Raw genomic sequence first — 20,063 nt, forward strand, 5'->3', positions numbered from 1 at the left:
TGTTTTCAAGGCCCGAAGTACAGCAAACAGCCCGTCGTCAGTGTTGACTCACGTTTGCGTCATGCTTGCGCAGCATCTTCCACAAGCCACCGAGCACGACCGGCACGATCGCCGCGCCGATACCGACCAGCACGATCACATTCAGGTACTGACGGATGAACGGGATGTTGCCGAAGAAATAGCCGAGCAGCACGAGCAAGAGCACCCACGACAGCGCACCGACCACGTTGAACAACTGGAAGCGGCTCCAGGTCATTGCCGACGCGCCCGCGACGAACGGCGCAAACGTCCGCACGACCGGGATGAAACGCGCCAGCACGATCGTCTTGCCGCCGTGCTTCTCGTAGAAGTTGTGGGTCCTCTGCAGAGCGGCCCGATCGAGGAAACGCTCGAGCACCGGAATGTGCGTATTGAACACGCGCGGGCCGATTGCGCGGCCGATCATGTAGTTCGTCGTATTGCCGGCGACCGCCGCCACCAGCAGCAACAGGATCAGCAGCCCAAGATGCATCTGCCCGGTCGCGCAGAACGCGCCGCCGATGAACAGCAGCGAATCGCCCGGCAGAAAAGGCAGAATGACGAGCCCGGTTTCGGCGAACACGATCGCGAACAGCACCGCGTAGACCCAGGCGCCGTATACGTGAATGAAGTCCCCGAGAAACTTGTCGATGTGCAGGACAAGGTTGGCAAAGTGTAGCAACGTATCCAAGGAACGTCCTTTAAACCAGTATGTGCGTGGATGGGAAAACGGCCGCCGCGCGACCCGGAAATAGAGGTAGCAAGCTGTGGGCCGATCGCTGCGAATTGACCGCGACATGATACAGAAAGTGCCTCGGGTCGATTGAAAATCTGTTGATTGGACACATGCCTGGGCGGCGTGCGCCGAGTCGCTATAATTTCGCCATGTCCGAGTTCTCCGAAACGCCTGCCGGCACCCCCGCCTCGACCGCACTCTCCAACGCCTCCAGCGGGGCGCCCGCGCCGCGTCCGCTGCGCGCGATCCAGCCCCTCCCCGATCAACTGATCAGCCAGATCGCCGCTGGCGAAGTGGTTGAGCGGCCGGCGTCGGTGGTCAAGGAACTGCTCGAGAATGCGCTCGACGCGGGCGCGCGGACACTGCGCATCCTGCTCGATGAGGGCGGCGTCAAACGCATCTCGATCACCGACGACGGTTGTGGCATCCCCGAGAACGAACTCGTGCTCGCACTGACCCGCCATGCGACCAGCAAGATCCGCTCGCTTGCCGAACTGGAGGCAGTCGCCACGCTCGGGTTCCGCGGCGAAGCGCTGGCTTCGATTGCGTCGGTCGCGCAGATGAGCATCACGAGCCGCACCGCGGACGTGCCGCATGCGGTGCGCATCGATGCGCAAACCGGCGTGCTGAGCCCCGCCGCCGGCGCCCAGGGCACCACGATCGAAGTCCGCGAGCTGTACTTCAACACGCCCGCGCGCCGAAAATTTTTGAAGAGCGAGCAGACCGAACTCGGCCATTGTCTGGAACAGATCCGCCGTGCCGCGCTCGCGCGGCCCGATGTCGCGATTTCAGTGCTGCACAACGGCAAGGCCGTCGAGCACTGGAATGCCAGCGAGCCGCCCGCGCGCGTCGCGAAGATTCTCGGCGAAACGTTCGCGACCGCCCATCTGCCGCTCGACGAATCCGCCGGCCCGCTCGCGATCTACGGCTGCGCCGGTCTGCCGACCGCGAGCCGCGGCCGCGCGGACCAGCAGTATTTCTTCGTCAACGGCCGCTTCGTGCGCGACAAACTGCTTACGCATGCGGTGCGCGCCGCGTATGAAGACGTGCTGCATGGCGAGCGCTTTCCGTCGTACGTGCTGTTTCTCGATCTGCCGCCCGAAGGCGTCGACGTGAACGTGCATCCGTCGAAAATCGAAGTGCGTTTCCGCGACTCGCGCTCGATCCACCAGTTCGTGTTCCATGCAGTGCAGCGCGCGCTCGCGCGGCACGCGGGCGCGTCGCCGGAAACCACGGCAGGTGGACATGCGGCGTATCTGGAGCCGTCGAACGGTGGCCCCGCTTCGTTTGGTTCGACGCCGCCTGGTGGTGCAAGTCGCGCCAGCGACGGCATCGGCACCGGCGCCGGTCTTTCGAGCGGCGCGGGCTTTGGCGCCGGAAGCCGCGACAGCCTTGCTGGCGGCAGCGGATTCAGCAGCTTCGGCGCCTCGCAGCCGGGCAACACCTGGATGCGCCAGGCGCGCATGACGCAAGGCACGCTGCCGGTTGCGCAACCGCTGGCGGGTTACGACGCGCTGTTCGGCCGCAAGGATCCGCTTGCCGGTCGAGTCGAAGGGGCATCGCTGTTCGAAGCGCGCGACTCGGCCATCGATTCGACGTCGCCATACGACGCAGCGCCATTCGCGTCGCGCCCGGCATCTCCCGCATTCGACGCCACTGACGATCAGCCGCTCGGCTTCGCGCTCGGCCAGGTCCACGGCATTTATGTGCTCGCGCAGAACCGCCACGGGCTCGTGATCGTCGACATGCACGCCGCGCACGAGCGCATCCTGTACGAGCAGTTCAAGAACGCGCTCGCCGATCGCACGATCGCCGTGCAGCCGCTGCTGATCCCTCAGACGATGCAGGCCGACCCGGTCGAGATCGGCACGGTCGAGGAAGAGCGCGACACACTCGATGCGCTCGGCTTCGACCTTGCGGTGCTGTCGCCGACCACGCTCGCGATCCGCGCGGTACCCGCGCTGCTGAAGGACGCCGATCTGCAAGCGCTCGCGCGCGCGGTGCTGTCCGACCTGCACGCGTTCGGCGGCTCGCGCGTGCTAACCGAGCGTCAGCATGAACTGCTCGGCACGCTCGCGTGCCATCACGCGGTGCGCGCGAACCGGCGTCTGACGCTCGACGAAATGAACGCGCTGTTGCGCCAGATGGAAGCGACCGAGCGCGCCGACCAGTGCAACCACGGGCGTCCGACCTGGTACCAGCTGACGCTGGCCGATCTCGATCGGCTCTTCATGCGCGGGCAGTAACGCACCGCGCTGAATCACACCGTTGCGCCGCGCGCGCGTTTGCCCATGACGTCACGCCCCACCCCCATCCCGTGCCTGCTCGGCCCCACCGCGTCGGGCAAGACCGCCGCTGCGCTCGCTCTCGCCGCGCGGCGGCCGGTCGAGATCATTAGCGTCGATTCGGCGCTCGTCTATCGCGAGATGGACATCGGCACCGCGAAGCCGACCGCCGAGGAACGCGCGGTCGCGCCGCATCATCTGATCGATATCGTCGACCCCGCCGACTCGTACTCGGCCGCGCAGTTTCGCTCCGACACGTTGCGGCTCGTCGGCGAGATTCATACGCGCGGGCGGCTGCCGCTGCTGGTCGGCGGCACGATGCTGTACTACAAGGCGCTCACGCAGGGACTCAACGACCTGCCCTCCGCCGATGCCGAAGTACGAGCGACACTCGACGCCGAAGCCGCCCGCGACGGCTGGCCGGCGCTGCACACGCGGCTCGCCGGGATCGATCCCGTCACGGCCGCGCGTCTCGCGCCGAACGACTCGCAGCGCATCCAGCGTGCGCTGGAGGTGTTCCTGCTGACCGGCCAGCCGATGTCGACGCTCCTCGTCGCGCCCGCGCGCATCGACGATGCCGCGTCGGCGTGGCGCTTCGTGCCGGTCGCGCTGGAGCCGTCCGAGCGCGGCGTGCTGCACGCGCGCATCGAGCAGCGCTTCGATGCGATGCTCGCGCACGGTTTCGTCGATGAAGTCGTGAAGCTGCGCGCGCGCGGCGATCTGCTGCCCGAAATGGCGTCGATGCGCTGCGTCGGGTATCGGCAGGTGTGGGAGTACCTCGATGGCGCGGTCGACTATCGGACCATGCGCGACAAAGGCATCTTCGCAACGCGGCAGCTCTGCAAGCGGCAGCTCACATGGCTGCGCAGCATGCCGGAAAGACAGGTGGTGGATTGCTGCGATCCGCACGCGACGGCGCGGGTAGTGGAGTTGATCGAGTCGCTCATCTGAGACGCCGATCAGGGCGAAGGAAGCGAAGAGGTTTGAAGCGGGAGGATGTAAAGCGCGGGATTTGAAGCAGGGGATTCGAAGCCCGCGCGGCGCACCGTTGCGGCGCACCACGCGAACTCGCGTCAATCTTTAGACCACGACCGTTTGCGCTTCGCCCGCCGCGCTTTCGCGGACCGTGCCGATCTTCCAGACCTGCTCGCCCGCCGCGGACAGCAGACCGATCGCTGCTTCGGCATCCGCCGCCGACACGATCACCGCCATGCCGATACCGCAGTTGAACACCCGGTGCATTTCGGCATCGGCGACGCCGCCGTGCTTCTGCAGCCACGAGAACAGCGGCGGCAGCGGCCACGCGCGATGGTCGAGCTCGGCCGTCAGGCCCTCGCGCAGCACGCGCGGAATGTTCTCGACGAGGCCGCCGCCCGTGATGTGCGCCATGCCCTTGACCTCGATCTGCTGCATCAGCGCCAGCAGTGGCTTCACGTAGATGCGCGTCGGCGCCATCAGCGCTTCGGCGAGCGTGCGGCCGTCGAAGTCGGCGTTCAGATCGGGATTGGCGCGCTCGATGATCTTGCGCACCAGCGAGAAGCCGTTCGAATGGATGCCGCTCGAGGCGAGGCCGAGCACCACGTCGCCGGGGGCAATCTTGCTGCCGTCGATGATCTTGCTCTTTTCCACCGCGCCGACCGCGAAACCGGCCAGGTCGTATTCACCGTCCGGGTACATGCCAGGCATTTCCGCGGTTTCGCCGCCGATCAGCGCGCAGCCCGACAGCTCGCAGCCCTGCGCAATGCCCTTCACCACGGTGGCCGCCGTGCCGACGTCGAGCTTGCCGCAGGCGAAATAGTCGAGGAAGAACAGCGGCTCGGCACCCTGCACGAGGATGTCGTTGACGCTCATCGCGACCAGATCCTGGCCGACCGTGTCGTGCCTGTTCAGCTGGAATGCGAGGCGCAGCTTGGTGCCGACGCCGTCGGTGCCGGACACGAGCACCGGTTCCTTGTACTTCTTCGGCACTTCGAACAGCGCGCCGAATCCACCGATGCCGCCTAGCACGCCGTCGCGCAGGGTTTTCTTGGCAAAGGGCTTGATGGCGTCGACGAGGGCGTCGCCCGCATCGATGTCCACGCCGGCGTCGCGATACGACAAGCCTTGGGCCGAATCGGTTGAATGCGGGGTGGATTTCGGTTGATTCATGGGGAAAAGCTCGAAGGTCGGTAAAATGCAATTTTACCCGATGCTGGCCGGCTGGCTGGAAATCGCGCGTTGCGTCGAGATCCGGGAAACGACTTTGCTGCACGAGACCCCGATTCCGGCGCCGGCCCGCGCAATTCCATCCGCCGCGCCTCGCGACGCGCGGCCTGGCAACCCGGCGAGCACGCTTTACGACAACTGACGGCCTGGCAACGTTCCAGGCCCCGAGGTCCGGGCCACTCGCGGCCCGAACCTCATTTTCGGCATTAACCTACTGTGCTTCGTCAACTGACGCTCGATCTCGGCACCCCGCCGCCATCGACATTCGACAATTTCTTCGCCGGCGCCAACGCCGAGCTCGTCACGCGCCTGCGTGAGCTCGACAACGCGCTCGCCGCCGGGCCGGTCGCCGATCGCACCTTCTACGTCTGGGGCGAAGCCGGCAGCGGCCGCACGCACCTGCTGCAGGCGCTCGTGCATGAAGCGCCGCCGGGCCATGCGCGCTTCGCCGGTCCGCAAAGCAGCCTCGCCGCCTTCGGCTTCGATCCGCGCGTCGCGCTCTATGCGATCGACGACTGCGACGCGCTTTCGGCCGCGCAGCAGATCGCCGTGTTCAACCTGTTCAACGAAGTGCGCGCGCATCCGACGAGCGCGCTCGTCGCCGCGGGCAACGCGCCGCCGATCGGCATGACGGTGCGCGAAGATCTGCGCACGCGGCTCGGCTGGGGTCTCGTGTTTCACCTCGCGCCGCTGCCCGACGACGCGAAGGCCGCGGTGTTGAAACGCGCGGCGCGCGAGCGCGGCATCATGCTCGCCGACGACGTGCCGGCCTACCTGCTCACGCACTTTCGCCGCGACATGCCGAGCCTGATGGCGCTGCTCGACGCGCTCGACCGCTTCTCGCTCGAACAGAAGCGCGCGGTCACGCTGCCGCTGTTGCGCACCATGCTCGCCTCGCCCGATCCCGCCACCGCGCCGGGTTCACACGCCGCTCTGTCCGCTTCAAGTAAAATAGGCCCCCATGGCTAACCTTGCACTGTTCGATCTCGACCACACGCTCATCCCCACCGACAGCGACCACGAATGGGGCCGCTTCATGGTGAAAAAAGGCATGGTCGACGCCGAAAATTTCGCCCGCGAAAACGACCGCTTCTACGCCGACTACAAGGCCGGCAAGCTCGACATTCACGCCTATCTGATCGCCATGCTGACGCCGCTCGCGAAGTACACGCGCGCGCAGCTCGCCGACCTTCATGCGCAGTACATGCACGAGGTCATCACACCGGCCATCCAGCCGGTCGCGCTCGAGCTCGTGAAACAGCACCGCGAAGCGGGCGACCTGTGCTGCGTCGTCACCGCGACCAACGAATTCATCACGCGGCCGATCGCGCAGGCGTTCGGCGTCGACACGCTGATCGCATGCGAGGCGGAGACCGTCGGCGGCGATCCGCACGGCGCCTACACCGGCCGCCCGACCGGCACGCCGAGCTACAAGGAAGGCAAGATCGTGCGCACCGAAATGTGGCTCGCGTCGCTCGGCAAGAGCTGGAGCGACTTCGAGCACAGCTATTTCTATAGCGATTCGCACAACGACATCCCGCTGCTCGAAAAAGTCACGGATCCCATCGCGACCAATCCGGACGACACGTTGCGCGCTCATGCGCAGGCCAAAGGCTGGCGCATCCTCGAACTCTTCCAACCCTCGTGATCAAGAAACTCATCCGCAAGCTATTCGGCCAGGACACGGCGACCGCTGACGACACGCTCTCCACCGAAACCCACGCCGCGGCCAGCGCCGACAGCGACGCTCATGGCAAAAGGACGGCGCGCGCCAAGTCCGGCTCCGGCACGACCGCGCGGCCGCGTCGCAAGTCCGCCGCCGCGAAAGCGCCGCGCGAGCCGGACGTACCCGTCATCATTCCGCACGACGTGCACGGCATCGACCCCACGCTGATCTCACGCAACGCGATCCGTGTGACCGAGGGACTGCAGCAGGCGGGCTTCCGCGCGTTCATCGTCGGTGGCGCGGTGCGCGACCTGCTGCTTGGTGTAAAGCCGAAGGACTTCGACGTCGCGACCGACGCGACGCCCGAGCAGGTGCAAAAGCTCTTCCGTCGCGCGCGCATCATCGGCCGGCGTTTCCAGATCGTGCACGTGCAGTTCGGCCAGGAAATCATCGAGACCTCGACGTTCCGCGCACTGGTCGACCCGCCCGCGGCCGACGCGCCGCCCCCGAAGCGTCTGAAGCGTGACGAGCTCGACCGTCGCACCCACGCGGTCGACGCGAGCGGCCGGGTGCTGCGCGACAACGTGTGGGGCGAGCAGCACGAGGACGCCACGCGCCGCGACTTCACGATCAACGCGATGTACTACGATCCGGCCACGCAAACCGTGCTGGATTATCACAACGGCATGGCCGACATGCGCGCGCGCCTGCTGCGCATGATCGGCGACCCGGCCACGCGCTATCGCGAAGACCCGGTGCGCATGCTGCGTGTCGTACGCTTTGCCGCCAAGCTCGATTTCGACATCGACGACGCCACGCGCGCGCCGATCGGGAAGATGGCCGATCTGATCAACAACGTGCCCGCGGCGCGTCTGTTCGACGAAATGCTGAAGCTGATGCTCTCGGGTCACGCGCTCGCGTGCCTGAAGCGGCTGCGCCAGGAAGGCCTGCATCACGGGCTGCTGCCGCTGCTCGACGTCGTGCTCGAGCAGCCGACCGGCGAAAAATTCATTTCATTGGCGCTCTCCAATACCGACGCCCGCGTGCTCGCCGGCAAGCCGGTGTCGCCGGGCTTCCTGTTCGCGACACTGTTGTGGCACGACGTGCAGCAGCGCTGGCAGAAATTCGAGGCCGAAGGCGAATATCCGGTGCCCGCGCTGCATCGCGCGATGGACGAAGTGCTCGATATGCAGACCGAAAAGCTCGCGATCCACAAGCGCTTCTCGGCCGACATGCGCGAAATCTGGGGCCTGCAACTGCGCCTCGAAAAGCGCTCGGGCCGGAGCGCGATGAAGCTGCTGGAACACCAAAGATTTAGAGCGGGGTATGATTTCCTCCTGTTGCGCTGCGCATCGGGCGAACTCGACGAGTCGGTCGGTGCATGGTGGACGGAGTTCATCGAAGGAGACGCCGCTGCTCGCGAAGCATTGCTCACGCAAGGCGGGAAGGACCGGAGCCCAAGAAAACGACGGCGGCGCGGTGGCGCCAGAAACCGCAAATCAGGCGACGGAGTGGAGGGCGGCTCGTCCGCCGAACGCACGGACAACGACGCGGGCCGTGAAGGCTCGTACGAAGACTGACGCGGCGTTCGCGGAAAGCCGTCGAACGATAGATGCAGGAAGCTATGCCATGACGGTTGCTTATCTCGGCCTCGGCGCGAATCTCGGGGACGCGCGCCAGACCCTGAAAGACGCGGTGGTGTGCCTCGCCCAACAGCACACCATCACCGTGCTCGCCAAATCGAGCCTGTATCGTACTGCCCCGATCGACGCGGGCGGCGACGACTTTTTCAACTGCGTCGTCAAGCTGGAAACCACGCTGCTCGTGCGGCAACTGCTCGCGCTTTGCCACAAGATCGAGCATCAGTTCGGCCGGGAGCGGCCATATCGCAACGCGCCGCGCACGCTCGACCTCGACATCCTGCTGTTCGGCGATCAGTCCATCGACGAAGCCGATCTGATCGTGCCGCATCCGCGCCTCGTCGAGCGCGCGTTTGCGCTGGTACCGCTCGTCGAGATCGACGCGGCGATCGTCATTCCGCGACATGGCCGGGCCGCCGCGCTGCTCGACAGCGTCAGCGATCAGCGCATCGAGAAGGTGAAGTCGCCCTGCCAGTGTCCCATGCTCAATGCGCTGACCGGCAATTCCGCCGACAAAGGCCGCTGCGAATGAGTTCGCCGCCGCTCACGGTTACCGCGCCGCAGTTGCACCCGCCGTTCGGCTATATCGCGATCGAAGGGCCGATTGGCGTCGGCAAAACGTCGCTCGCGCGGCGCCTCGCGCAACGCTGGTCGATGCACGAACTGTTCGAGCGGCCACAAGACAATCCGTTTCTCGAACGCTTCTATCGCGACACCGCGCGCTATGCACTGCCTGTACAGCTGCACTTTGCGCTACAACGCGCGCAGCAGGCGCAGGAAGTGAGCGCCGCGCAGGCGGGCGGCACGCCGTTGATCGCCGACTTCGTCACGCAGCGAAACGACATCTTCGCGCGTCTGACCTTGCAGGAAGACGAGTGGCAGCTGTATCGCTCGCTTGCCGGACGGCTCGACGCCAGCGCGCCGGCGCCGGACTTCGTCGTTTATCTGCAGGCGAGCCCCGAGGTGCTGTTCGCGCGCATCCAGAAGCGTGCGGTGCCGATGGAGCTGCAGATTTCCGATGCGTATCTGCGCGTGCTGTGCGACGCATACAACGAATTCTTCTACCACTACGACCACGCGCCCGTGCTGACGGTCAACGCCGAACACCTGAATCCGCTCGACTCCGACGCGGACCTTGCGCTGCTCGCCGAACGCATCGGGACGATGCGCGGCCGCAAGGAATTCTTTGTCAAAGGCACGTCGCTGTAAGCGGCGGCGGCCATGTCTTTTATCTGATTGGATTGACCATGACTTATTTGCAGGAAGCGGGCCGGAGCGCGATTACCGTGCCGAAACTGCAGGCAATGCGCGACGCCGGCGAAAAGATCGCGATGCTCACCTGTTACGACGCGAGCTTCGCCGCGCTGCTCGATCGCGCGGGAGTCGACACGCTGCTGATCGGCGACTCGCTCGGCAACGTGCTGCAAGGCCAGGCGACCACGCTGCCGGTGTCGCTTGCCGACATCGCGTATCACACGGCGAGCGTCGCGCGCGCCCGGCCGTCGGCACTGATCGTCGCGGACTTGCCGTTCGGCACGTACGGCACGCGCGAAGACGCGTTCCGGAGTTCGGTCGAACTGATGCGCGCGGGCGCGCAAATGGTGAAACTCGAAGGCGGCGAATGGCTCGCGGACACCGTGCGGTTTCTGGTCGAGCGCTCGGTTCCGGTGTGCGCGCACGTCGGTCTCACACCGCAGTCGGTGCATGCGTTCGGCGGCTTCAAGGTGCAGGGCAAGACAGAAGCGGGCGCGAGCCAACTACTGCGCGATTCGCTCGCTGTGCAGGAAGCCGGAGCGCAACTGATCGTGATGGAAGCGATCCCCTCGCAACTCGCGGGAGAAGTCACGAAGCAGCTGCGCATTCCGACCATCGGCATCGGCGCGGGCCTCGACTGCTCGGGTCAGGTGCTCGTGCTGCATGACATGCTCGGGATCTTCCCAGGCAAGCGGCCGCGCTTCGTGAAAGATTTCATGCAGGGACAGCCGAGCATTCAGGCTGCCGTCGAGGCCTACGTGCGAGCGGTGAAGGACGGTACGTTTCCGGGCGCCGAGCACACGTTTTAATCCTTACTTGCCGCGCGAGCGCGCGGCATTCCGGCATCAGCGCTCTAACGAACGAGCCGTGCCGGTACCGCGCCGCGTAACGCGTTGCACACGAGCAGCGCGTCGGCGTTCAGCACATCAGCCTGGGTCAGCACTTTTTCAGCTGCCTGCAGGCCCGATGCCTCGTCGAGCAACACGCTTCGCATCACGCCAGGCAGCAGGCCTGAGGCGAGCGGCGGCGTCCACCATCGTCCCGCGAGCTTCACGAACACGTTCGACCTGCCGCCTTCGGTCAGCTCGCCGCGTTCGTTGAAAAACAGCGTATCGAAGGCGCCTTTGGCCTCCGCTTCGCGCCACCCGCGGTCGTAGTCGGCGCGGCGCGTGGTCTTGTGGCGCAGCAGCGGATCGGCGGCGTGTGTCGGCGCGAATTGCGCGTCGGAGCCAAGCAGAACGCCTACGATCGCATCCGCCAGAGGCGCAAGTACCGCCGCTGTGATCTGCGTCGCGCCGCTCTTGCTCAACGCTAGCCGCATGCGGTGCGGAGTCTGCGCCGGCAGCCGCGCGCACTGCGCGGCAATCTCCTCACGAATGCGCCCTTCGTCGCACCCGAAGCCGAGCGTCGTGGCGCTCGACGACAAGCGCAGCAGATGCCGCTCGAGATGGCGCACGCCGTCTTCCCGCGTCACGTACATCGTTTCGAACAGGTCGAAGCCCGGCTCGGCGCCGGTCAGAAAACGTCCTTTCAATCGACACTCCTCGTGCTCCTCGGCGGCCACGCTGTCGAGCACGATGCCCGCGCCGATGCCCATGCTGCCGCGCAGGCAGTCCATGCCGCCGGATTGCGCCGACGCCGTCAGCGTCAGCGTGCGGATTGCCACCGACAGACAGAAGTCGCCGCAATCGTGATCGTCGCCCGGCGCATCGAGCCACCCGATCGCACCGGTATAAAGCCCGCGCGGCGTGCTTTCCAGCTCGTCGATCAACTGCATCGTGCGATGCTTGGGCGCACCGGTAATCGAGCCGCAGGGGAACAGGGCGCGCAGAATCGTCGCAAACGAGGTACCGCCGAGCAAGGTCGCTTCCACCGTCGACGTCATCTGCCACACCGACGCATACGGCTCGACGGAAAAAAGCGCGGGCACGTTGACCGACCCGATCCGGGCGACCCGCGACAGATCGTTACGCAGCAAATCGACGATCATCACGTTCTCGGCGCGATTCTTCGGGTCATTGGCGAGAAACCTGGCGTTGCCCTGGTCGGTGACGGGATCATCCGAGCGCGGCGCCGTACCTTTCATGGGCCGCGCGCGCAGCGTCGCGCCGTGCTTTTCGACGAACAGCTCGGGCGAACACGACAGCACCCACGCATCGTCCGGCAACCCGATCAACGCGCCGAACGGCACTGGCTGACGCGCGCGCAAACGCCGATAAAAGGCGAGCGGCGAGCCGAACACGTCGAAGCCGAGCCGGTACGTGTAGTTGACCTGATAGGAATCGCCCGCGCACAGGGCGGCGTGAATCGCGTCGATCGCCGCTTCGAACTGCGCGCGATCGACGCTTTCGCGCACGTTCGCCGTGCCCGCGACCGACGGCTCCAGCGCGCCGTTATCGCGCGCCATCAGCCACGCGTCGACCTCCTCGCGCGCCAGCTTCGTGCAGTGTTCGAACAATAAAAAACGCAGCGTGGCATTGCCACGCTGCGTTTCAGTGGGCCGAAGCTGATCGATGCCGACAAGCGAACGCCCAAATTCATAGTCGGCCAGCACGACGGCGTGCACACCGTTGCGGGTATCCGCCGCGACGCCGTCGCACACCGCTTCGAGCTGCGCCGCCCCGGTACACACCCGCTCGCGCACGAAACCCGTGTACAAGCGGCTCGACGGAAGCGCCGCCGTTGCACCGCAATCGTCGAGTAGAGCGAACACCGCGTCGCGACTGTTCACCGCCATACTGACCGCCAAATCAGATCAATCGAAAAAGCTCTTCACGCGATCGAACCAGCTCTTGCTTTGCGGACTATGCCGCGCACCGCCTTCCACGAGCGCCTTTTCGAACTGCTTGAGCAGATCGCGCTGCGCCTCGGTAAGCTTGACCGGCGTTTCGACCTGCACGTGCACGTACAGATCGCCGGCGATACTCGAGCGCAGCCCCTTGATGCCCTTGCCGCGCAAACGGAACGTCTTGCCCGACTGCGTGCCTTCGGGCACCGTGAAGCTCGCGCGGCCGGCGAGCGTCGGCACTTCGATCTCGCCGCCGAGCGCCGCGGTGGTGAACGGGATCGGCATCTGGCAATGCAGATCGTCGCCGTCGCGCTCGAACACCGAGTGCTGCTTGATATGAATCTCTACGTACAGATCGCCCGAGGGGCCGCCGTTGATGCCCGGCTCGCCGTTGCCGGCCGAGCGGATGCGCATGCCGTCGTCGATACCGGCCGGAATCTTCACTTCGAGCGTCTTGGTTTCCTTCACCTTGCCTGCGCCGTGGCAGTGATTGCACGGTTCGGGGATGTAGGTGCCGGAGCCGTGGCACTTCGGGCAAGTCTGCTGGATGCTGAAAAAGCCCTGCGACATGCGCACCGAACCCGAGCCGCTGCAGGTCGGGCAGGTTTCCGGCTTGGTGCCCGGCTTCGCACCCGAGCCGTGACACACTTCGCACGAGACCCAGCTCGGCACGCGAATCTGCGTGTCGTAGCCGTGCGCGGCCTGCTCGAGCGTGATTTCCATGCTGTAGCGCAGATCGGCGCCACGATACACCTGCGGGCCCGCGCGGCCGCCTGAGCGTCCGCCGCCGGCCGCCTGGCCGAAGATGTCGCCGAAGATGTCGCCGAACGCATCGGCAAAGCCGCCGAAACCTTGCGCGCCGGCCCCACCCATGTTCGGATCGACGCCCGCGTGGCCGTACTGATCGTACGCAGCGCGCTTTTGCGAATCCGACAGCATTTCATAGGCTTCCTTCACTTCCTTGAAATGCTCTTCCGCATCCTTGTTGCCCGGATTGCGGTCGGGGTGGTACTTCATCGCCAGCTTGCGATAAGCCTTCTTGATTTCGTCGTCGCTCGAGTTCTTTGCGACGCCCAGAACCTCGTAGTAATCCCGTTTCGCCATATCGGTTCAACGCCGCCGCGCAAAGCGACGCGGCAGCTCCTTGTGAATGCTGTGGAGTCTCACGACTCGTCCGGCCGCTGTCTGCGCCGCGCCAGAGCACGGTTCAAAACAACGCCCTCCATAAAACAAACGTGCCCGGAGAGCCCAAAAGGCTCGCCAGGCGCGAGAAAACCGCTCTTGCACTTGAGGGCGCCAGAGGGGCGCCGTTCTCGTGCAGCCGGGCCGTGCACATTGCTGTGCACGGCTTTACGGTCGGATGCCGACCTGGCTTTAGTCCTTCTTCACTTCCTTGAACTCAGCGTCGACCACGTCGTCGGCCTGCTCGCTCGCGCCCGCCGATGCACCGGCACCGCCCGCCGCGCCCGCTGCCGCCTCGGCACCTTGCGCAGCCTGCATGTCGGCGTACATCTTCTCGCCCATCTTCTGCGAGGCCGTGGCCACCGCTTCGATCTTCGCTTCGATCGCGGCTTTGTCGCTCGCGCTGCTCTTGAGCGCGTCTTCGAGGTCCTTCAACGCGGCTTCGATCTTGGCCTTCTCGCCAGCTTCGAGCTTGTCGCCGTACTCGGTCAGCGCCTTCTTCGTGCTGTGGACGAGCGCGTCACCCTGATTGCGGGCGTCGGCCAGCTCACGCAGCTTGTGATCTTCTTCCGCGTTCGCTTCGGCGTCCTTCACCATCTTTTCGATTTCGGCTTCGGACAGACCCGAGTTCGCCTTGATCGTGATGCGGTTCTCCTTGCCGGTCGCCTTGTCCTTCGCGCCGACGTGCAGAATGCCGTTTGCGTCGATGTCGAAGCTCACTTCGATCTGCGGCACGCCGCGCGGTGCCGGCGGAATGCCTTCGAGGTTGAACTCGCCGAGCAGCTTGTTGCCCGCTGCCATTTCGCGTTCGCCCTGGTACACCTTGATCGTCACGGCGCTCTGATTGTCGTCAGCCGTCGAGTAGACCTGCGCGTGCTTGGTCGGGATCGTGGTGTTCTTGTTGATCATCTTCGTCATCACGCCGCCGAGCGTTTCGATGCCGAGCGAGAGCGGCGTCACGTCGAGCAGCAGCACGTCCTTGCGGTCGCCCGACAGAACCTGGCCCTGGATCGCGGCACCCACGGCCACGGCTTCGTCCGGGTTCACGTCACGGCGCGGGTCCTTGCCGAAGAACTCCTTCACCTTCTCCTGCACCTTCGGCATACGGGTCATACCGCCGACCAGGATCACGTCGTCGACTTCGCCGACCTTCACGCCTGCGTCCTTGATCGCGACGCGGCACGGCTCGATGGTGCGTTCGATCAGGTCTTCGACCAGCGCTTCGAGCTTGGCGCGCGTGATCTTCAGGTTCAGGTGCTTCGGACCCGATGCGTCCGCCGTGATGTACGGCAGGTTGATTTCGGTCTGCTGGCTCGACGACAGCTCGATCTTCGCCTTTTCAGCCGATTCCTTCAGGCGCTGCAGCGCGAGCACGTCTTTCGACAGATCGACGCCCTGCTCCTTCTTGAACTCGCTGATGATGTAATCGATGATGCGCTGGTCGAAGTCTTCGCCGCCGAGGAACGTATCGCCGTTCGTGGACAGCACTTCGAACTGCATTTCACCGTCGACGTCGGCGATTTCGATGATCGAGATGTCGAACGTGCCGCCACCGAGGTCGAACACGGCGATCTTGCGGTCGCCCTTTTCAGCCTTGTCGAGACCGAATGCGAGCGCGGCTGCGGTCGGTTCGTTGATGATCCGCTTCACTTCGAGACCGGCGATGCGGCCCGCGTCCTTGGTGGCCTGACGCTGACTGTCGTTGAAGTACGCCGGAACCGTGATCACCGCTTCGCTGACGGTTTCGCCGAGGTAATCCTCAGCGGTCTTCTTCATCTTGCGCAGCACTTCAGCGGAAATCTGCGGCGGCGCCAGCTTCTGATCGCGCACTTCGACCCATGCGTCGCCATTGTCGGCCTTGACGATCCGGTACGGCATCAGACCGATGTCCTTCTGCACTTCCTTTTCTTCGAAGCGGCGGCCGATCAGGCGCTTGACCGCGTACAGCGTGTTCTTCGGGTTCGTGACCGACTGACGCTTGGCCGGCGCGCCAACGAGGATCTCGTTGTCTTCCATGTACGCGATGATCGACGGCGTGGTGCGCGCGCCTTCCGAATTCTCGATGACCTTGACCGAGTTGCCTTCCATGATCGCCACGCACGAGTTGGTCGTGCCGAGGTCGATGCCGATGATTTTGCCCATTTTTACGAATCTCCTGACTTTGATCGCTGCGGAAAGCGCCCGGTTGGCCCATCTGGCGGCGGGGCGATCCGCTCTCAATTCATACCTGCACTCAACATAAGTGCGGCCACATCGTTTTCAAGACCTTTTATGCGATGCGGTCTTTAATTTTTTTCAATCACGGGGCGGGCCCTTGAAACTTCGCTGCGCGCCCGCTCCGTCAGCCTGCACGGCGACCCGGCGTTGCTGGCCGCAAGTGCCTGAATCGACTGGACGTTTTGCGACGCGAAGCGATGCGAAACGACGATGCAGGCGCGACGGGCGCACACGCCCGGCGCGCGCCTCGCCGTACTTATTTCGGCGCCGCGACCGTCACGAGCGCGGGACGCAGCACGCGGTCCGCGATCACGAAACCCTTTTGCAACACCGCGACGACGGTGTTCGGCTCCTGGTCGGCCGGCACCATCGAAATTGCCTGATGACGATGCGGGTCGAACTTTTCCCCAACCGGATTGATGGCGACGACGCGGCCCTTCTCGAGCGCGCCACTCAGCTGGCGCAGCGTGAGCTCGACGCCCTCGCGGACCTTCTGCAGGTCGTCGGATGAATGGGCCACGGCCGCCTCGAGACTGTCGACCACGGGCAGCAGATGCTCGGCGAAGCTCTCGATTGCGAACTTGTGCGCCTTGGCGACGTCTTCCTGGGCGCGACGCCGCACGTTTTCGGTTTCCGCCTTCGCACGCAGGAAGCTCTCCTGCAGCTCGGCGATCTTCGCCTGAGCCTCGGCCAGCGCCTGCTCGCCAGCGTCCGGCGCCGCTTCAGCGGCGGTGCCGGCGTCCGGCTGCTGAGCAGCGGCCTGGGCGGCCTGAGCGGCCTCGGCGGCCTGGCGCGCGGCTTCGTCGGCGGGCGTGGGAGTCTGGCTCGTCGGGTTCTCTTGCGTGTTTTCCATGTCGCTGAAAGTCGTAAAAAAGTGAAAGCCAAAGACGGTGAAAACCGTTCCAACACGCGGCGATTTGTGCGTTGCAAAATCGCGACACGCGCCTTCGCGGCGACCGCCAGTCCGGACCGCAGATGGGGCCTGAATGGACCGTTTCAAGCGGCTCCGGCGGTTTTTTCGCAGCACCTTCGGGCAGGCGAAATGCGCCGTAACGACCATTATCGTGGCGCGATCAGATAGACATTGAGTGCGGCCCGCAACTGGCCTATTCTCCAGTCATACAGCAGAAATGCCACGTTAACCCTAATTTGACGCAAGGGCTTACCGAAGCCCTACAGTTGTTCCGATCGCTGCTTCAGCCCACCATCTTCCCAAGGGGAGTACCGTGAAACTGACCTTTGCAATCGGGGTGGTCGCATTGGTACTGATCGGGGGCACCACGACCATCTGCATGTCCGGTGCGGTCAACGACCACACCACCGAGTATGGCGGCGCGAGAGCCACGATGGAGCAGTTCCTCAATCCCCACCTGAAAATCTGTCGATAGTGCGCCGGTCGCGTTTGGTCGGCCGCCCGTGCAGCGCGGCAGCCGGCTCGTGGTACACCCTGCGCCGCTCCTGCTCGACCTGCCGCTTCGCCCTGCTCTCCGCGGTTTCTGCATAAAGCGTCTGAGCCACGCTCGCTGGGCCGCGCACGTCGCACACGCCCAGCACTTCGACCTGCCACACGAACCGCTCGATCTCGATTTCGACCAGATCTCCGACACGCACGTCCTTCGCCGGTTTCACAGCCACACCGGCGATGCGCACACGCCCCTTCTCGACCGCGTCCGCAGCCAGCGAGCGCGTCTTGAAAAAGCGCGCTGCCCACAGCCATTTGTCTATGCGCAGCCTGGCGCCCGGTTCGGTTGAAATGCGATAGTTCATCTGCGTACTCAAGCTCCTGTGGTGTGCGGCACGGGTACCGCCTGCACCGGCCATCCCTGCAGATGCTGCGCAACGATTTCGCCGAGCGCGGCAACCCACGGCTGCGCCGCGTTCAGACAGGCGATCCGGTGAAACTCCTTGCCGCCCGCCCGCAAAAATTCGTCGCGCACTTCCATGCCGATTTCCTCGATCGTCTCGAGGCAGTCGGCGGTGAAGCCTGGGCAGAACACGTCGGCACGTCGCACGCCTGCCGCGCCGAGTTCCTTCAACGTCGGTGCCGTGTAGGGCTGCAGCCACTCGGCCTTGCCGAAGCGCGACTGGAACGTGATGCGGCATTCCACCGGCGACAACCCGAGCGCCTGCATCAGCAGCGCGGCGGTCTGCTGGCATTGTTCGTGGTACGGGTCGCCCAGGTCGAGCGTGCGCTTCGGTACGCCGTGAAAGCTCAGCACGAGCTTGTCGCCCGCAGCGAAGTCCGGGCGGCCGTGCTGATGCCAATAGTGATGCACCTGCGCGGCGAGCGCCGCGATATACGCCGGGTGATCGGCGTACTGGCGCACCGTGCGGATTTCCGGCTGGTTGCGCATGCGTTTGAGCGCGCCAAAGGCTTCATCGAACGCAGTCGCGGTAGTCGACGACGAATACTGCGGATACATCGGCATCAGCAATACGCGTTCGGCGCCGGCGAGCTTCAGCTGGTTGAGCATGGCCGGAATGCCGGGCGTGCCGTAGCGCATCGCGTAATCGACCAGCACGGTGTAGTCGTTCAGTTGCAGCAGATGACGCAAGCCCTCCAGCTGCTTCTCGGTATGCACGCGCAGCGGCGAGCCCTCGGGCGTCCACACCGCCGCGTACTTCCTGGCGGAGCTGCGGCCACGAAACGGCAGAATCAGCAGACGCAGAATGAGCTGCCACAGCAACGCGGGAATTTCGACCACGCGCGGGTCGGAGAGGAACTGTGCGAGATAGCGGCGCACCGCGCGCGGCGTCGGCGCGTCGGGCGTGCCGAGATTGATCAGCAACACGGCGACGCGATGCGACGTGGCGTTCTGTGAAGGCCGCTCGAGGTCGAAACGCATAGGCAGCAGAATCACCGCTTCATGCGGCGAGTCGATTCAATGGAGATTCATTATAGCGGCGCGGGTTCCGCCCGGCCCCGCCAGACACCCATGGCCATTCGGACGATTGGCAGACGCCGCGCGTTCGCGCATGATGGCCGGCACGGGGCTGCGAAGACGGCAGCCGCGCGCGGCGCGAGGACTACTGCTGACTCAGCGTCATGGACAGCAGCCGCGCCGTGATGTCGACGATCGGGATCACGCGGCTGTAGGCCATGCGGGTCGGCCCAATCACGCCGAGCGTGCCGACGATCTTTCCGTTCACCTCGTACGGCGCGGTGACGACGCTCATTTCCTCGATCGGCACCAGAGTCGATTCGCCGCCGATGAAAATCTGCACCCCCGCCGCATGACTCGACACGTCGAGCAACTGAAGGAGGCTGGTCTTCTGGTCGAACACATCGAACAGCTTGCGCAGGCGCGCCATGTCCGACGAAAGGTCGGCGACTTCGAGCAGATTGCGCTCGCCCGAGATCAGCACGGTCTCGCCGGTGTCGGAATCGTCGGTGCTCGCGGTGACGGCCGCGTGCATGAGCGAGGTCATGTCGCCGCGCAGTTCGTCGATTTCCTCGCGCAGGCGGCGGCGCACTTCGTCGAACGACAGGCCCGCGAAGTGCGCGTTGATGTAATTGGAGGCTTCCACGAGCTGCGACGGCGAAAAGTCGCGCTGGGTAGCGAGGATGCGGTTTTGCACGTCGCCTTCGGGCGTCACGATGATCAGCAGAATGCGCTTGTCGGACAGGCGCATGAATTCGATCTGCTTGAACACGTGGCTGCGGCGCGGCGTAAGCACCACGCCGGCGAACTGCGAGAGGTTGGACAGCACGCTCGCCGCCGCGGCGACGATCTTCTGCGGCTCGCCCGCCTGCAGCGTGGTCTTGACGGTGCGCATCACCGCTTCCTCGTCGGCGGCGGATTCGACCGTCAACATCGTGTCGACGAACAGACGGTAGCCGCGCGGCGTCGGAATGCGCCCCGCCGAAGTATGCGGACTGATCACGAGCCCCAGATCCTCGAGGTCGGACATCACGTTGCGAATCGTGGCCGGACTCAGTTCGAGGCCCGAATAACGCGACAGCGTGCGCGAGCCGACCGGCTGACCTTCGGCGATGTAGCGCTCGATCAGCGTTTTGAGGAGGGTTTGTGCGCGAGGATCTAGCATGACGAAAAATTTTAGCTCAATGGCA

At 64.9% G+C, this 20,063-nt stretch carries 19 protein-coding genes; 10 read left to right on the forward strand and 9 right to left on the reverse strand.

What is annotated here, in order from left to right; all coding sequences use genetic code 11:
- Positions 1–37: 37 nt before the first annotated feature.
- Positions 38–709 (reverse strand): VTT domain-containing protein, encoded by a 672-nt coding sequence (locus tag LJ655_RS05365; RefSeq protein WP_230560210.1) that lies wholly within the window; start codon positions 707–709, stop codon positions 38–40.
- Between the two features lie 194 nt (positions 710–903).
- Here LJ655_RS05365 and mutL point away from each other — a divergent pair, with 194 nt between their 5' ends.
- On the forward strand, positions 904–3,000 hold the full coding sequence (mutL, locus tag LJ655_RS05370) for a DNA mismatch repair endonuclease MutL (protein WP_230560211.1): 2,097 nt from the start codon (positions 904–906) through the stop codon (positions 2,998–3,000).
- Between the two features lie 45 nt (positions 3,001–3,045).
- Entirely contained in the window at positions 3,046–3,990 is a 945-nt protein-coding gene (gene miaA / locus LJ655_RS05375) for a tRNA (adenosine(37)-N6)-dimethylallyltransferase MiaA (RefSeq protein WP_230560212.1), read from the forward strand.
- A gap of 129 nt (positions 3,991–4,119) precedes the next feature.
- On the opposite strand, the gene purM is transcribed toward miaA, so the two are convergent.
- Complete coding sequence (gene purM / locus LJ655_RS05380; protein WP_230560213.1) at positions 4,120–5,187, reverse strand: phosphoribosylformylglycinamidine cyclo-ligase; 1,068 nt, start codon at positions 5,185–5,187, stop codon at positions 4,120–4,122.
- Between the two features lie 25 nt (positions 5,188–5,212).
- Between purM and LJ655_RS05385 the strand changes: the two genes are divergently transcribed.
- The 7 genes from LJ655_RS05385 (at position 5,213) to panB (ending at position 10,613) form a co-directional block, all read left to right on the forward strand.
- On the forward strand, positions 5,213–5,386 hold the full coding sequence (locus LJ655_RS05385; protein ID WP_230560214.1) for a hypothetical protein: 174 nt from the start codon (positions 5,213–5,215) through the stop codon (positions 5,384–5,386).
- Positions 5,387–5,460: 74 nt separating this feature from the next.
- Positions 5,461–6,213, forward strand: coding sequence for a DnaA regulatory inactivator Hda (gene hda, locus LJ655_RS05390; protein WP_230560215.1), 753 nt, complete (start codon positions 5,461–5,463; stop codon positions 6,211–6,213).
- On the forward strand, positions 6,206–6,892 hold the full coding sequence (locus LJ655_RS05395) for a histidinol-phosphatase (protein WP_230560216.1): 687 nt from the start codon (positions 6,206–6,208) through the stop codon (positions 6,890–6,892). The genes hda and LJ655_RS05395 overlap by 8 nt, the downstream gene beginning before the upstream one ends.
- On the forward strand, positions 6,889–8,490 hold the full coding sequence (gene pcnB, locus LJ655_RS05400) for a polynucleotide adenylyltransferase PcnB (protein ID WP_230560217.1): 1,602 nt from the start codon (positions 6,889–6,891) through the stop codon (positions 8,488–8,490). Before LJ655_RS05395 ends, pcnB begins: the two co-directional genes overlap by 4 nt.
- 49 nt (positions 8,491–8,539) lie before the next feature.
- Positions 8,540–9,082, forward strand: coding sequence for a 2-amino-4-hydroxy-6-hydroxymethyldihydropteridine diphosphokinase (gene folK, locus LJ655_RS05405; protein ID WP_230560218.1), 543 nt, complete (start codon positions 8,540–8,542; stop codon positions 9,080–9,082).
- Positions 9,079–9,759 (forward strand): deoxynucleoside kinase, encoded by a 681-nt coding sequence (locus LJ655_RS05410; protein WP_230560219.1) that lies wholly within the window; start codon positions 9,079–9,081, stop codon positions 9,757–9,759. Before folK ends, LJ655_RS05410 begins: the two co-directional genes overlap by 4 nt.
- Before the next feature lie 38 nt (positions 9,760–9,797).
- Positions 9,798–10,613, forward strand: a complete 816-nt coding sequence (panB, locus tag LJ655_RS05415) for a 3-methyl-2-oxobutanoate hydroxymethyltransferase (RefSeq protein ID WP_230560220.1) — start codon at positions 9,798–9,800, stop codon at positions 10,611–10,613.
- Between the two features lie 44 nt (positions 10,614–10,657).
- On the opposite strand, the gene pabB is transcribed toward panB, so the two are convergent.
- From pabB to grpE, 4 genes are all read right to left on the reverse strand, one after another.
- Positions 10,658–12,541 carry an aminodeoxychorismate synthase component I gene (gene pabB, locus LJ655_RS05420; protein WP_230560221.1) on the reverse strand — a complete coding sequence of 628 codons (1,884 nt, stop codon included), beginning with the start codon at positions 12,539–12,541 and terminating at the stop codon, positions 10,658–10,660.
- Between the two features lie 18 nt (positions 12,542–12,559).
- Entirely contained in the window at positions 12,560–13,696 is a 1,137-nt protein-coding gene (gene dnaJ / locus LJ655_RS05425) for a molecular chaperone DnaJ (RefSeq protein WP_230560222.1), read from the reverse strand.
- Between the two features lie 270 nt (positions 13,697–13,966).
- The gene (dnaK, locus tag LJ655_RS05430; protein ID WP_230560223.1) at positions 13,967–15,916 is read right to left on the reverse strand and encodes a molecular chaperone DnaK; all 1,950 of its coding nucleotides are present in this window, start codon (positions 15,914–15,916) and stop codon (positions 13,967–13,969) included.
- 331 nt (positions 15,917–16,247) lie between these two features.
- The gene (grpE, locus tag LJ655_RS05435) at positions 16,248–16,844 is read right to left on the reverse strand and encodes a nucleotide exchange factor GrpE (RefSeq protein WP_230560224.1); all 597 of its coding nucleotides are present in this window, start codon (positions 16,842–16,844) and stop codon (positions 16,248–16,250) included.
- Positions 16,845–17,217: 373 nt separating this feature from the next.
- On the opposite strand from grpE, the gene LJ655_RS05440 reads away from it, so the two are divergent.
- Positions 17,218–17,379 carry a hypothetical protein gene (locus LJ655_RS05440; protein ID WP_230560225.1) on the forward strand — a complete coding sequence of 54 codons (162 nt, stop codon included), beginning with the start codon at positions 17,218–17,220 and terminating at the stop codon, positions 17,377–17,379.
- Here the strand turns inward: LJ655_RS05440 and LJ655_RS05445 are convergent.
- The 3 genes from LJ655_RS05445 to hrcA all read right to left on the reverse strand — a co-directional run bounded on the left by LJ655_RS05445 (position 17,351) and on the right by hrcA (position 20,038).
- Positions 17,351–17,758, reverse strand: coding sequence for an RNA-binding S4 domain-containing protein (locus tag LJ655_RS05445; RefSeq protein WP_230560226.1), 408 nt, complete (start codon positions 17,756–17,758; stop codon positions 17,351–17,353). The genes LJ655_RS05440 and LJ655_RS05445 overlap by 29 nt on opposite strands.
- An 8-nt stretch (positions 17,759–17,766) precedes the next feature.
- Positions 17,767–18,837: a ferrochelatase gene (hemH, locus tag LJ655_RS05450; protein WP_230560276.1), complete on the reverse strand. Its 1,071-nt coding sequence runs from the start codon at positions 18,835–18,837 to the stop codon at positions 17,767–17,769.
- Positions 18,838–19,018: 181 nt separating this feature from the next.
- Entirely contained in the window at positions 19,019–20,038 is a 1,020-nt protein-coding gene (gene hrcA, locus LJ655_RS05455; RefSeq protein ID WP_230560227.1) for a heat-inducible transcriptional repressor HrcA, read from the reverse strand.
- Positions 20,039–20,063 lie beyond the last annotated feature (25 nt).

This window comes from Paraburkholderia translucens (assembly GCF_020881035.1).
GTDB lineage: Bacteria > Pseudomonadota > Gammaproteobacteria > Burkholderiales > Burkholderiaceae > Paraburkholderia > Paraburkholderia translucens.

What these genes read in the sequence shown, in the direction of transcription:
- hrcA (WP_230560227.1), bottom strand. Translation starts at nt 20,038, where the DNA reads ATGCTAGATCCTCGCGCACAAACCCTCCTCAAAACGCTGATCGAGCGC.
- LJ655_RS05395 (WP_230560216.1), top strand. Translation starts at nt 6,206, where the DNA reads ATGGCTAACCTTGCACTGTTCGATCTCGACCACACGCTCATCCCCACC.
- grpE (WP_230560224.1), bottom strand. Translation starts at nt 16,844, where the DNA reads ATGGAAAACACGCAAGAGAACCCGACGAGCCAGACTCCCACGCCCGCC.
- LJ655_RS05385 (WP_230560214.1), top strand. Translation starts at nt 5,213, where the DNA reads ATGCAATTTTACCCGATGCTGGCCGGCTGGCTGGAAATCGCGCGTTGC.
- LJ655_RS05410 (WP_230560219.1), top strand. Translation starts at nt 9,079, where the DNA reads ATGAGTTCGCCGCCGCTCACGGTTACCGCGCCGCAGTTGCACCCGCCG.
- panB (WP_230560220.1), top strand. Translation starts at nt 9,798, where the DNA reads ATGACTTATTTGCAGGAAGCGGGCCGGAGCGCGATTACCGTGCCGAAA.
- purM (WP_230560213.1), bottom strand. Translation starts at nt 5,187, where the DNA reads ATGAATCAACCGAAATCCACCCCGCATTCAACCGATTCGGCCCAAGGC.
- miaA (WP_230560212.1), top strand. Translation starts at nt 3,046, where the DNA reads ATGACGTCACGCCCCACCCCCATCCCGTGCCTGCTCGGCCCCACCGCG.
- dnaJ (WP_230560222.1), bottom strand. Translation starts at nt 13,696, where the DNA reads ATGGCGAAACGGGATTACTACGAGGTTCTGGGCGTCGCAAAGAACTCG.
- hemH (WP_230560276.1), bottom strand. Translation starts at nt 18,837, where the DNA reads ATGCGTTTCGACCTCGAGCGGCCTTCACAGAACGCCACGTCGCATCGC.
- folK (WP_230560218.1), top strand. Translation starts at nt 8,540, where the DNA reads ATGACGGTTGCTTATCTCGGCCTCGGCGCGAATCTCGGGGACGCGCGC.
- dnaK (WP_230560223.1), bottom strand. Translation starts at nt 15,916, where the DNA reads ATGGGCAAAATCATCGGCATCGACCTCGGCACGACCAACTCGTGCGTG.
- pabB (WP_230560221.1), bottom strand. Translation starts at nt 12,541, where the DNA reads ATGGCGGTGAACAGTCGCGACGCGGTGTTCGCTCTACTCGACGATTGC.
- LJ655_RS05445 (WP_230560226.1), bottom strand. Translation starts at nt 17,758, where the DNA reads ATGAACTATCGCATTTCAACCGAACCGGGCGCCAGGCTGCGCATAGAC.
- mutL (WP_230560211.1), top strand. Translation starts at nt 904, where the DNA reads ATGTCCGAGTTCTCCGAAACGCCTGCCGGCACCCCCGCCTCGACCGCA.